The organism is Corynebacterium sp. MSK195 (assembly GCF_030228885.1).
Lineage (GTDB): Bacteria > Actinomycetota > Actinomycetes > Mycobacteriales > Mycobacteriaceae > Corynebacterium.
The window spans coordinates 134,404-146,584 of record NZ_JASPGT010000001.1 but is presented as its reverse complement, the minus strand read 5'-3'; the positions used below and the strand labels follow the sequence as shown (position 1 = coordinate 146,584).

Sequence of the window (12,181 nt, the reverse complement as noted above, 5' to 3'; positions counted from 1 at the left end):
ATGCAAGATGGACGCATGTCCAATGAACGAATGCAGCCCGCCGCGGAGCGCGCCTATGACTTCGTCAAAGAGAAGATCATCGACGGCTCTTTCGAGCCCTCGCAGATGCTTTCCGAGGCCTCCCTGGCTACCGAAATGGGAATTAGCCGCACCCCAATGCACGAGGCTTTCCTGCGCCTAGAGGTCGAAGGCTTTCTACAGCTCTACCCCAGGCGGGGTGCGCTCATCGTGCCGATCAGCCCGCAAGAAATCCGCGAGGTCTATGAGGCACGCTTGCTTGTAGATAGGCACTGCGCCGAAAAGATCTGCGCAATGTCTGATGCCGAGCGCGCGGACATCGCTGATCAGCTAGATGCGACCATCGCGGAGCAAGATACTGCGTTGGATAGCGCGGACCTGCATACCTATACACATCTTGATGCGCGTTTCCACCAGATCATCATGGATGGCGGTGCCAATACCCTGCTGGCCGGGCTGGGTCACCAGCTGCGCGAACGCCAGCAGCGTTTTACCGCCACGGCCATTGGCCGCAACGTAGCCCGCGCCCGCACCTTCGTAGATCAGCACCGCACGCTTGCCGATGCCCTCCGCACCGGCGACCTCGACGCCTACCTTTCCGCATTGGACACCCACCTAACCAACTCGAGGAATCAACTATGACCGAAAAGTTTGCCAAACACTCATGGTTTCCCGTCGCTGGCAGCATGGTCGCTGTCGCGTGGGGCGGCAATGAGTTCACCCCTCTCCTAGTGATGTACCGCGAGGAGTCGCACTTCTCGCAGGTTACCGTCAATGGTCTTTTGGCCGCCTATGTGCTCGGCATCGTGCCGGCGTTGCTCATTTCTGGCCCGCTTTCGGACTACATTGGCCGCCGCCCCACTATGCTGCCTGCCGCACCGCTGTCACTGTTGGGTTCTTTCCTCTTATCCATCGCGCCGAACGAGCCGCTCGTCATCGCCGTGGGCCGCATCATGTGTGGCTTGGCATTGGGCATCGTCATGGCGGTTGGCTCCACGTGGGTGGCAGAGCTCATTACCCGCGCTGGCGGTGATCCTGCTGCCGGCCCGCGCCACGCCTCCCTGTGCCTGACCTTAGGCTTCCTCATCGGTGCCGGCCTCGCATCGGTGCTGGCCCAATGGGGTCCGTGGCCGACCCACTTGGCGTATATCCTGCACATCCTCCTCACCGTCGCCACCGCTATCTGGCTGATGAAGACCCCGGAAACCCGCCCGCCGCGGGGCGCTACGGTAAAAGACACCTTCCTTGACCTGAGCATCCGCGATATGCTGCGCATGCTACACATCCCCTCCGCAGCACACCGCCGCTTCGTGCGCATTGTTCTGCCGGTCGCCCCGTGGGTCTTCGGCTGCGCTGGCGCCGCCTATGCCCTCCTGCCCCAGCTTTTGTCCAAGTCCGCCGGCGATGCCCCCATCGCTTTCTCGGGCCTCATGACCGTTATCACCTTGGGCTGCGGCGTTGGCATCCAGATGCTCGGCAAGATCATCGATACCAGCCGCTCCGCCCGCGCTTCCGCAGTTGCCATGGGCGTTATCACTGTGGGCACCATCCTCGGCGCGGTTGCCTCCCATACTCGCTCCCTGCCGCTCGGAATCGCCGGCGCAGCGGTCATGGGCGCAGGCTACGGCCTCGCCCTTGTCGCCGGGCTCTCCGAGGTCCAGCGCATCGCCCGTGCCGAAGAACTCGCCGGCCTCACCGCCGTCTACTACTCGGTGTCCTATACCGGCTTCTTTATCCCCATGGCCTTCAGCGCACTCGCGCCGCTGCTCGGCTTTACCACCCTATTCCTCATTGGCGCCGTGCTCGCACTGTGCTGCCTCGTTAACGTGGTCCTCGGTTGGCGCTCGCACCTGCCCGGCCCGGTCCGTTAAGTCCTATCACTCATAAATAATTGCCCAGCCGCACTGGCTGGGCAATTATTTTTTAGGTGGCAACGTACGCGCTACTGCTTAACGACAGTAGCGCTAACCCCCTTCACCACCTCGTGCACATCCGCACCATCGAGCGCCTCGGTGGTCACCTGGAAATCGGTGGCGAGCACTTCACCGGCGATGTGGTCGGCGTGACGCTCCGCCCAGGCCTTCTTCTCCTCGGGAACAGAGAGTACGGCCGCGATGCGGTCCGAGACCTCGAACCCAGAAGCCTTGCGGGCATCCTGAAGGCCGCGGATAACGTCCGCCGCCCAACCTTCGGCCTCGAGTTCTTCGGTCACCTCGGTATCGAGTACTACCAGGCCGTCAAGGCCTTCGATACGCGCGGTCGACTTCGGATTCGCTGCCTGCAGACGCTCGGTGTACTCATCCGGGCCAAGCACAATATCACCGTCCACTACAACCTCTTCGCCGCGGCGCTCGTAGTTGCCCGCCTTGAGGTTCTTGATGGCGCGCTGCACGTCCTTGCCCAAGCGAGGGCCGGCGACCTTCGCGTTGCAGACAACCTGGAAGGTGCCTACCGAATCGACGTCGTCAGTAAGCTCAACTTCCTTGACATTGACCTCGTCGCGGATGATATCGGCAAAGTCCGCCAGGCGCTGCGCCCCTTCAAGGGCCACCGTCAGCTTCGGCAGCGGCAAGCGGTTGCGCAGCTTATTGGACTTGCGCACCGAAGACGCTGCCGAGGCCACCGCGCGGGTCGCATCCATCGCAGAGACGAGACCTGCATCGGACGGGTAGTCCGCAGCCTGCGGGTAATCCGCCAGGTGCACCGAACGCTCACCGGTAAGCCCGCGGTAGATTACCTCCGCCACGTGCGGTAGCAGCGGTGCCACCACGCGAGTCACGGTCTCCAGCACGGTGTACAAGGTATTAAACGCCTCAGGATGGGCGTCCTCGCCCTCCCAGAAACGATCGCGCGAGCGGCGCACGTACCAGTTGGTCAGGACGTCGGCAAACAGGCGCACCTCTTCGGTTGCCGTGGCGATATCGGTATCGGCAAGTGCCGCGTTGACATTGGCCACCACATCGTGGGTCTTAGCCAAGATATAGCGGTCCAAAACATGCGTGGAGCTGGTGTCGAACTTTGCTTCCTTTTCTGCGTAGAGCTGCAGGAAGGTGTAGGCATTCCAGATAGGCAGGATAGCCTGGCGCACGCCCTCGCGAATGCCCTGCTCGGTGACGATGAGGTTGCCTCCGCGCAGGATAGGCGAAGACATCAGGAACCAGCGCATGGCATCCGAGCCATCGCGATCAAAGACCTCGTTGACGTTTGGATAGTTGCCCTTGGACTTAGACATTTTAAGGCCATCGTTGCCCAGCACGATGCCATGGGCCACGACCTTCTTATACGCCGGGCGATCAAAAAGCGCGGTGGACAGTGCGTGCATCACATAGAACCAACCACGCGTCTGACCGGAGTACTCCACAATGAAGTCGGACGGCGAATGGGTTTCAAACCATTCCTTATTCTCGAATGGGTAGTGCTTTTGCGCAAACGGCATCGAGCCGGACTCAAACCAGCAATCCAGCACGTCTGGCACGCGGCGCATCATCGACTTACCGGTCGGATCATCCGGGTTCGGGCGCACCAACTCGTCGATGTGCGGACGGTGCAGCGACTCCGGACGGACACCGAAATCGCGCTCCAGCTCATCCAAGGAGCCGTAGACATCCATGCGCGGATAATTGTCATCATCAGACATCCACACCGGGATAGGCGCACCCCAGTAGCGGGTACGAGAGATATTCCAATCGCGTGCACCCTCGAGCCACTTGCCAAACTGGCCATCCCGGATATGCTCCGGCAGCCACTCAATTTCCTTGTGGTTAAGCTCCACCATGCGATCGCGGAACTCGGTCACCTTCACGAACCAGGCCGGCAGCGCCATGTAGATAAGCGGCTCGCCCGAGCGCCACGAGTGCGGATAAGAGTGCTCGATGGTCACGTGGCGCACCACTCGCCCAGCAGCCTTCAAGTCCTTGATGATGTCCTTATTCGCATCAAAGACGAGCTGGCCCTCATAAGGCGGAACCTGCGAGGTGAACTTGCCATCCTCATCCACCGGGATAACCAGCTCGATGTCGTACTGGTTGGTGGTATTCATATCGTCTTCACCAAACGCAGGAGCCTGGTGTACCACACCGGTGCCGTCCTCAGTGGTGACGTAATCAGCGATCAAGACCTGGTAGGCATTGCGCAGATCCGGGAAGAAGCCGAAGATAGGCTCATAGGTAAAGCCCTCGAGTTGCGCGCCGGTAAAGGACTCCAGTACCTCGGCCTCACCCAGTTCCTTCTCCAAGGTGGACAGCAGGTTTTCCGCCATGATGAAGGTACGGCCAGCGAAATCACCCTCCGTAGCTTTAAAGAGCACGTAAGAAACCTCGGGGTGAACCGCCAGAGCCTCGTTCGAAGGCAAGGTCCAGGGGGTGGTGGTCCAGGCGAGGAAGGAGGCGTCGGCAAGCGCAGGGTGCTCCGCCAACGTCTTTTCTGCCGCGCTTCCCTCGCGCGCGCCCTTCACTGGGAAGGTAACCGTCAGGGTCGGATCCTGGCGCATCTTATAAGAATCATCCAGGCGGGTCTCCTGGTTGGACAAAGAAGTGTGCTCCGCCCAGGAGTACGGAAGAACTCGGAAGCCCTTGTAGATGAGGCCCTTGTCATAAAGCTCCTTGAACGCCCACATGACCGATTCCATGTAGTTGATATCCATGGTCTTGTAGCCGTTTTCAAAGTCCACCCAGCGTGCCTGGCGGTTGACGTACTCTTCCCACTCGTCGGTGTACTCCAGCACGGATTTAGCGCAGTATTCATTGAACTTTTCCAAGCCCATGTCCTCGATCTGCGCCTTTTCAGTGATACCCAGCTGCTTTTCCGCCTCCAGCTCGGCGGGCAAGCCATGGGTATCCCAGCCGAAGACGCGAGGAACGAAATTGCCAGCCATCGTGCGATAGCGCGGGACGATATCCTTCACATAACCGGTCAGCAGGTGGCCATAGTGCGGCAAACCATTGGCAAATGGAGGACCATCATAGAAGATGTACTCTGGGCAGTCCTTGGTCTTTTCTAGCGAAGCCTGGAAGGTATCATCCTGCTTCCAGTACTTCTGGACTTCCTCTTCCATATCTGGGAAGCGGCTGGAGCCGCCAGTCATGTCGACCTTGGGGTAAATCTTTTTCGCCATAATTATCCTTCACTCTTAACACGGTGCAGGGACGCGCCAATAAGGCTCGCGGTACCACCCTGCTTGAGCCCGCAGGCTCCGCTTCGTTTCGGTGAAGGAGTTGACGGTCCCACCCGTTCAGTTCTACTGGGCCACACTGGCTGTTCTTCTGAATTGCTCCCCGGTGATGGCCGGATCACTGCGTGTAGGGCACAGTATAGCGCCCCAGAATCTTCGTGCACAACAAGTTATCCACAGGCTAAAAATTTTCCCTTGTGGGGGCTTGCGCGGGGAAATAAATTGTGAGTCGTGAACGCGCTAGATACTTACCTCGCAGCCATGGCACCCGGGATGGACATCGTCCTCGGGTGCGCAGGCATGTCCGAGGAGGACCTCTGCGCGCGAGGTGCCGCTGAAAAGACGGCCCGCGAGTTGGCATTGCTAAAAGAGGCGTACTGCGGCACGACCAAGTTCACGAGGAAGCGTCGTCGTGCTATCGAAGGTGCTCAGCACAACGGGCATTCCATCGTAGCCTTATCCATCATTGAAAAGTATGCTCGCAAGATGCCCACGCTTTTCGACGCCTGGGTCCTCCGCGAACAACTGTGCACCACCAAGGCCACAGCAGCGGCACTGGAAAAGCTGGCCCAATCCAAAGTCCCGAAGAAAAAGCGCAAGGTGAAGCCTGGTGTACGCATCATCAGACGCAAGGATGCGCCGTGGACGCTAGCGATCGACGGCTCGTCTTCGTTTATTGCGGATCTCCACGCGGCGGTGGAAAACCAGGATAGGAAGCCGTTAGATGTAGTGGAAGATACGTTTTTCGGAGGAGATACGGCGCAACGAAGCACGGTGGTAACCAATGTCATCGTGCGGCTGGAGGACTACGTGCGCATCGTCAACGGTGATGGCGAGGAAATCACCTTGCAGATGACCAACGGAGCAACGCTTACGGGAGCGCAGTATGTGCGCCGCACCTTGAAGGAGCATGGGCTCATTACCCTGGTGAGCCCCTATGAAGGCGCGGTGAACCTGTACCGCACGGAGCGCTTCGCCAATGCCAAGCAGCGGTTGATGGCGGGTGCGGAAAATCCGGTATGCCCATGGCCGCGCTGCGCTAAGCCTGCCGACGAATGCCAAATTCACCATCTGGAGCCGTGGTTGCACGGTGGATTGACCAATATCGCAAACTTATCCACAGCTTGCGCGTACCACAATGGCGCCAACGATGACGATCCCAACGCCCCGCCGCTGCGCGGGCGACTTGCCCGAACGAACGGACAGATTCGGTGGCAACCGCCCGACTGCTAGAACCCGACTGCGAAATAAGGCGCCTCGTGCGCCTTATTGGCATGCCTGCTACCGAAGGCTTGGGGTCTCGCGGCGTTAGTCCTCGCGAAAGGCTGCGCGCAAAGCCTCCTGCTCAGGCGATTCAGTTGCCTGGGCTTTGTCAGCGCGATGCTTATGTGCCCAGTCCAGGATGAAACACACAAGTCCGAGTCCAGCAGCGGCAAAAACGATATACAACGACCAATCGGCTCCCGAGATAACGAAGTTGACCAAGGCCACGAATGCCACGAGGGCGAGAACTAAAGCGGCAACGAGCACAATGGTTCCTTTCGGTAGGAGCGGGCTAAGACACTACGATCTAAAACAACAATAGCGCCCCCGCCGCGGTGGCGGGGGCGCTAAGAAGAACGGGGTGGCTTAGTTGTTGCCAGCCTCGCCGTTCGGTGCGGCGGTGCCGCGGGTAGCCAGCTCTTCCAGCTGAGACTCCAGCAGGGTCTTCAGGCGAGTACGGTACTCACGCTCGAAGGTGCGCAGCTCGGAGATGCGAGCCTCCAGTGCGGTCTGCTGCTGCTTGACGGTGTTCATAACCTCGGTGTGCTTGCGCTCGGCATCGGCCTGCAGCGAAGCAGCCTTCTCCTCTGCCTGGCGGATTTGCGCCTCTGCGCGGGAGGAGGCATCAGACTCGGTCTGCTTTGCCTTGGCCTCAGCGTCAGATACCAGCTTCTTGGAGCGGGAATCAGCATCCTGCAGCTGGGCGTCGTACTTCTTCTGGGCGTCGGCAAGCTGCGCCTTGGAGCGAGCATCAGCATCGGTCAGCTGCTTCTCGGCGGCAGTGCGTGCCTCGGACAGCATGGACTCGGACTCTGCACGAGCCTCAGAGGTCAGGCGATCTGCCATCTCCTGTGCCAGACCCAGAACGCGGGCAGCCTGCATGTGGGTTTCTGGGGTAGCCAGGCCATCGGCGGTCTGAGCAGCACCAGCGCCTGCGATACCCGCAGCCGCTGCACCAGCCTTGGAAGAACCAGCTGCAGAAGCGGACTTCTTCAGCTCGTCGTTTTCCTTCTTGGAGGCCTCGAGTTCCTTCTTAGCCTGTGCTGCCTCCGCGCGGGCTGCCTCTGCATCCTTCTTCGCCTGAGCAGCCTCCTCGCGGGCTGCCTTCAGGTCTGCAGAAGAGGAAGCAACAGCGGAGCCAGACGCCTGCGCCTTAGAAGCCTCAGCCTGGGCAGCCTTAACCTGCTCCTGTGCCTTCTTGGTTTCTTCCTTGGCACGGGAAACCTCGGACTTGGAGTCCGCCAGCTTGGTTTCGTACTCGGCGCGCAGCTTGGCCTCAATCTCCTTGCGCAGCGCAGCCTCATCGGTACGGGCGGAAGCCGCAGTTGCGGTACCAGCAGCACCCGCCTTGGCCTGGGAGTTCAGATCGCTAACCTGCGCCTGCAGGTCTTCGTTCTCATCCTGCAGCTGGGCAAGGGCGTCCTCTACGAGGTCGAGGAACTGATCCACCTCGTCTTCGTTGTAGCCGCGCTTGCCAATTGGCGGCTTGCTGAACGCGACGTTGTGAACATCAGCTGGTGACAGTGGCATGTCTTCTCTTCCCCTTCAGGTTGGTACAACCCCGGAGCTTCCAGGGCCTTAGGAGTGCGGTTCAGGTCTAACTAAACCTTCCCCACAAAGGTACATGTGGTTCATAATACGGGTTATCGCGATTTATCGTAACCAAACGCCCACAATAATCGACGCCCCGCCGAGTCTCAACGTTTACCACAGGTTTCGAGGCGACGGGGGTGCTAAGTCAGGAAAATTATCCGCAAGATCATTGTGAGTATCGAGAGCAAGACGAACAGCACAAGCACCGATACATCAAGCGCTACGCCACCCATTTGCAGTGGCGGAATCAGGCGGCGCAACGCCTTGACCGGCGGATCCGTAATTACAAACAGAGGCTCCGCTACAACCATGAACCAGCGTGGAGGGTTGAACTGCCGCGAGAAGGACTGGATCATCTCAATAATGATGCGGGCGATAAGCACCCACGTGTAGATCCGCACGAGCAGGATAAGAATAATTCCGAGTTGTGTCACAATAACCGAGCCTATCGAATAAACCCCCGCAGATGCCCAATCGGCACCCCACGGGGGCTAAGTGAGACCTGCTGCTTTAGCGCAGGCCTGCGGCGCGCTCGAGCTCGTGCTTTGCAATGTCCGCAGACTTAGGCACGATGGAAAAGACCTTGCGCTCGGTGTCCATACCCTTGGTGAGGTTGAGCATACGACCCTCTAGGCCGAAGCAGAGGCCGGCAGCGAAGTCGATGAAGCGCTTGGCGGTGGCCTTTTCGGCGTCAGTCAACTCGAAAACAACGGCATCGCCGTCGCGGAAGGGCTCGCCTACCTTGGCGGCATCATTGAAAGACGTCAGCGAGATGGCCACGATGGTCGGAACGAATTCCTCCTGCGCTGGGGCCGGCTCATAGGACTGCGGGGCGCGGCGAGGCGCGTAGGCCGAGGAGCTATTTTCGGAGTAACGCGGCTCCTCGTTGTAGTAGGCATCGTCCTCTTCGATGTCCACCGGGCCCAGCCCGAAGAAATCCTTCGTCTTATCAATGAATGACATTTTTGGGTCTCCCTCTGACCTAAATTTGTACAAGTCTAAACGCGTAAAATGTGTCTGGTGTGACTCATGTGATTTACGCCGTGAAATGCGCTTTTGCGATGTTTTTAACCTACTGGCCGCGGCCCCATGATACTGGTTCCGACACGCACGATATCACTGCCCGCAGCAATTGCCTCGGCCATGTCCGCACTCATGCCAGCAGAGAATTTCAACGGTCGATTCAGCTCAGAGGATAAGCGATCTACCTCTCCGCGGACGTTTCGGAATACCTCGCCAGCATCGGCGTCGAGAGGCGGAACGACCATGAGTCCCGCAAGTTCTAGGTGCTGCGCGTCTTCTACGGCACGCACGAGCTCATCGAGCGCCTCAGGAGAAACACCGCCGCGAGCACCATCACCGTCGGCGGAGACTTGGATAAATACCGGCAAATTGCTTTCGCGCTCGCCTCGTTCCTTAGCTAAGGAAAGTCCCCGCTCCAGCGCGTGGGCGAGCTTGAGGGAATCAAGCGAATGGACGCTGGCCGCCCATCGGGCTACATGGTTGGCTTTCTTGGTCTGGACTTGGCCAATCATGTGGAAACGCAGCTGCGGCAGCTCAGCGGCCTTGGCACGGGCCTCTTGTTCCCGGTTTTCGGCGACATCGGTAACCCCTAAATCTGCCAGCAGGGCAATATCCGCAGCTGGGTGAAATTTCGTCACCGGCAACAGCTGCGGTGGTTTTCGCCCTGACTGCGCTGCTAGCCGTTCAATCTCGGCACGGGTAGCCGCTAGGTTTTGGTCTAGCTGTGCCTTTCGGTCTGACATTACTTAGCCTCCAACCAAATTAGTCCAGCCTGGCGGCCGGTGACGCCTTCGCGTCGATAGGAAAAGAAGTCTTCGTCTTCGATGGTGCAGCGCGGGTCGGATTCAATCGCGGTGATACCTAGTCCCATAAGCTGGCGAATCAGCCCTGCGCGCACATCGATGCCCCACGTGCCCTTCGACGTCCGTGTCTTGGAGCCGGGCAAGCGACGCTCGACGTCAGTGGCCATTTCCTCGGGCACTTCATAGTTCTTTCCCGAAGCAGCCGGCCCCATAACCACCTGAATGCGCTCGGGCTGTGCGCCAAGCTTCTGCATTTCGCGCACGGTATTGACCACAATGCCGTTGCGGGCGCCAAGGCGGCCGGCGTGGGCGGCGGCGATGACGCCAGCGGCGACGTCGACAAGCAGTACCGGCGTGCAATCCGCAACAAGGACGCCCAAGCCCAAACGGCGCTGGGTGGTGACAATTGCGTCTGTGGCTGGCACGGGCTCGTGCTGTGGACCATCGACGACGGTGACGGTATTGGTGTGAAGCTGTTCCATCCACACGATGTCGTCCAGACCGGTCACGCGCTTCAGGCGCTCGCGGTTAGCGGCAACCGCGGCGGGGTCATCGCCGACGTGATGCCCCAAGTTAAAGGAATCGTATGGAATAGCAGACGCCCCGCCAGCACGGCTAGTAAAAACCATGCGGACGGGGCGGGTGGTGCGATGTTCCTCGTTTACTGGCATGCACACCAGCGTAGCGCTTTGCGCTTAGCGCATGAAGGAAGGCACGTCCAGATCGTCGTCACCGTCATCGTCACGACGCTGGGACGGGCGGGACAAACGGTAGTCATCGCGGCGCTCCTCGCGGGAGAAACGGTCAGAGTTGGTGAACAGACCGCTAGATTCTGGGCGACGCTCCTCGGCAGGGCGCTGCGGGGTGTAGCGCTCTCGCTCCTGGCCGGCGCGCGGTTCGTAGGAGTGGCGCGGGGAGTAGTCATCCTGTACCGGCTGAGCAGCGGCAGGCTGCGCCGGTGCCGGGGTGACAGGCTCTGCGGTCTCGCGCTGGCGATTGTCAAAAAGGGAGCCCGGCTTGCGCTGTTCCTGCTCAGGCTGCTGCTGCGCAGCGGCCTGGGTCATATTCGCCTCGGCATCAAAACCGGTGGCAATGATGGTGATGCGGATTTCATCGCCCAGGGTGTCATCGATGATGGTACCGAAGATGAGGTTGACGTCTTCGTCAGCGCGCTCTTCCACCATGGAGGCGGCGGCGTTTACTTCGTGCAGGCCGAGATCGGAGCCGCCGGCGATGGACAGCAGCACACCCTTGGCACCTTCCATCGTGGATTCCAACAGCGGGGAGTTAATGGCTTGCTCAGCAGCGGTCATGGCGCGGTTATCACCGCGGGCGGAACCGATGCCCATGAGCGCAGAACCGGCATCGGACATGACGGAGCGAACGTCCGCAAAGTCGACGTTGATCATGCCCGGAATGGTGATCAGGTTGGTAATACCCTGCACACCATTGTGCAGCACCTCATCGGCAGCGCGGAAAGCCTCGACGATGGAAAGCTCTTCCCCACCGAGCTGCATCAGGCGGTCATTCGGGATAACGATGAGGGTATCGCAGACCTCGCGCAGCTCCTCAATACCGGCCATGGCCTGGCGGGTACGGCGAGCGCCTTCAAACTTAAACGGACGGGTGACAACACCGACGGTCAGCGCACCCATCTTCTTCGCGATAGACGCCACGACCGGAGCAGCACCGGTGCCGGTGCCGCCACCCTCGCCGGCAGTCACGAAGACCATATCGGAGCCCTCTAGGGCGTCTTCAATTTCGGACTTGTGATCTTCTGCGGAGGTCTTTCCTACCTCAGGGTTAGCGCCGGCACCGAGGCCGCGGGTGGCCTCACGGCCAATGTCGAGTTTGGTGTCTGCATCGGAGAAGATAAGGGCCTGGGAGTCGGTGTTGATGGCGACGAACTGAACACCCTTGAGGCCTTCTTCGATCATGCGGTTGACGGCGTTGACGCCGCCGCCGCCGACGCCGACGACCTTGATATCCGCGAGATTGTTATTGGAAGAGATCATGTGAGTAGGTCTCACCTTTCGCTACTTTAAGTCTGCACGTGCATTAAACGAGGAATGTAATGCGGTCCGCCGAAGGCGAATCGCGTTCCTTTCCATCTTTAACGACAGCGGTGTAATTTTCACGCACATTTTCCGCGTGTCGAGACCCTCAAGTTCCACTTTAGGGTTTCTCACCTGCGGTTTTATAAGTCACACCCGTATCATCCGCCCCATGGTTCAGGCACTAAAAAGAGCCCGTGCAGCGCACACGCCTAAGCGGTGCTGCACGGGCCCACAAGAGCGATAAAAAGCACCTG

The 12,181-nt window shown here is 59.6% G+C and carries 11 protein-coding genes; 3 read left to right on the top strand and 8 right to left on the bottom strand.

Features of this window, described 5'->3' with window-relative positions; genetic code table 11:
- Window positions 1-15 precede the first annotated feature (15 nt).
- Window positions 16-660 carry a GntR family transcriptional regulator gene (locus tag QP909_RS00675; protein ID WP_239278939.1) on the top strand — a complete coding sequence of 215 codons (645 nt, stop codon included), beginning with the start codon at window positions 16-18 and terminating at the stop codon, window positions 658-660.
- On the top strand, window positions 657-1,889 hold the full coding sequence (locus tag QP909_RS00670; RefSeq protein ID WP_284765771.1) for an MFS transporter: 1,233 nt from the start codon (window positions 657-659) through the stop codon (window positions 1,887-1,889). The genes QP909_RS00675 and QP909_RS00670 overlap by 4 nt, the downstream gene beginning before the upstream one ends.
- 71 nt (window positions 1,890-1,960) lie before the next feature.
- Here QP909_RS00670 and ileS read toward each other — a convergent pair whose 3' ends face one another.
- Entirely contained in the window at window positions 1,961-5,131 is a 3,171-nt protein-coding gene (ileS, locus tag QP909_RS00665; protein ID WP_284765770.1) for an isoleucine--tRNA ligase, read from the bottom strand.
- A 288-nt stretch (window positions 5,132-5,419) separates the two neighbouring features.
- Between ileS and QP909_RS00660 the strand changes: the two genes are divergently transcribed.
- The gene (locus tag QP909_RS00660; protein ID WP_284765769.1) at window positions 5,420-6,421 is read left to right on the top strand and encodes an HNH endonuclease signature motif containing protein; all 1,002 of its coding nucleotides are present in this window, start codon (window positions 5,420-5,422) and stop codon (window positions 6,419-6,421) included.
- Window positions 6,422-6,496: 75 nt separating this feature from the next.
- Here QP909_RS00660 and QP909_RS00655 read toward each other — a convergent pair whose 3' ends face one another.
- The 7 genes from QP909_RS00655 to ftsZ all read right to left on the bottom strand — a co-directional run bounded on the left by QP909_RS00655 (window position 6,497) and on the right by ftsZ (window position 11,885).
- Window positions 6,497-6,718 carry a hypothetical protein gene (locus QP909_RS00655; RefSeq protein ID WP_049377639.1) on the bottom strand — a complete coding sequence of 74 codons (222 nt, stop codon included), beginning with the start codon at window positions 6,716-6,718 and terminating at the stop codon, window positions 6,497-6,499.
- 99 nt (window positions 6,719-6,817) lie between these two features.
- The gene (locus QP909_RS00650; protein ID WP_284765768.1) at window positions 6,818-7,981 is read right to left on the bottom strand and encodes a DivIVA domain-containing protein; all 1,164 of its coding nucleotides are present in this window, start codon (window positions 7,979-7,981) and stop codon (window positions 6,818-6,820) included.
- Window positions 7,982-8,184: 203 nt separating this feature from the next.
- On the bottom strand, window positions 8,185-8,478 hold the full coding sequence (locus QP909_RS00645; protein ID WP_150850916.1) for a YggT family protein: 294 nt from the start codon (window positions 8,476-8,478) through the stop codon (window positions 8,185-8,187).
- A gap of 76 nt (window positions 8,479-8,554) precedes the next feature.
- A complete protein-coding gene (locus tag QP909_RS00640; protein WP_005328906.1) occupies window positions 8,555-9,007 on the bottom strand; it encodes a cell division protein SepF in 453 nt (150 codons plus the stop codon).
- A gap of 104 nt (window positions 9,008-9,111) precedes the next feature.
- Entirely contained in the window at window positions 9,112-9,810 is a 699-nt protein-coding gene (locus tag QP909_RS00635; protein ID WP_284765767.1) for a YggS family pyridoxal phosphate-dependent enzyme, read from the bottom strand.
- Window positions 9,810-10,541 carry a peptidoglycan editing factor PgeF gene (gene pgeF, locus QP909_RS00630; RefSeq protein ID WP_284765766.1) on the bottom strand — a complete coding sequence of 244 codons (732 nt, stop codon included), beginning with the start codon at window positions 10,539-10,541 and terminating at the stop codon, window positions 9,810-9,812. Before pgeF ends, QP909_RS00635 begins: the two co-directional genes overlap by 1 nt.
- A 24-nt stretch (window positions 10,542-10,565) precedes the next feature.
- On the bottom strand, window positions 10,566-11,885 hold the full coding sequence (gene ftsZ / locus QP909_RS00625; protein ID WP_284765765.1) for a cell division protein FtsZ: 1,320 nt from the start codon (window positions 11,883-11,885) through the stop codon (window positions 10,566-10,568).
- Window positions 11,886-12,181 lie beyond the last annotated feature (296 nt).

What these genes read in the sequence shown, in the direction of transcription:
- QP909_RS00640 (WP_005328906.1), bottom strand. Translation starts at nt 9,007, where the DNA reads ATGTCATTCATTGATAAGACGAAGGATTTCTTCGGGCTGGGCCCGGTG.
- QP909_RS00635 (WP_284765767.1), bottom strand. Translation starts at nt 9,810, where the DNA reads ATGTCAGACCGAAAGGCACAGCTAGACCAAAACCTAGCGGCTACCCGT.
- QP909_RS00670 (WP_284765771.1), top strand. Translation starts at nt 657, where the DNA reads ATGACCGAAAAGTTTGCCAAACACTCATGGTTTCCCGTCGCTGGCAGC.
- ftsZ (WP_284765765.1), bottom strand. Translation starts at nt 11,885, where the DNA reads ATGATCTCTTCCAATAACAATCTCGCGGATATCAAGGTCGTCGGCGTC.
- QP909_RS00650 (WP_284765768.1), bottom strand. Translation starts at nt 7,981, where the DNA reads ATGCCACTGTCACCAGCTGATGTTCACAACGTCGCGTTCAGCAAGCCG.
- QP909_RS00675 (WP_239278939.1), top strand. Translation starts at nt 16, where the DNA reads ATGTCCAATGAACGAATGCAGCCCGCCGCGGAGCGCGCCTATGACTTC.
- pgeF (WP_284765766.1), bottom strand. Translation starts at nt 10,541, where the DNA reads ATGCCAGTAAACGAGGAACATCGCACCACCCGCCCCGTCCGCATGGTT.
- ileS (WP_284765770.1), bottom strand. Translation starts at nt 5,131, where the DNA reads ATGGCGAAAAAGATTTACCCCAAGGTCGACATGACTGGCGGCTCCAGC.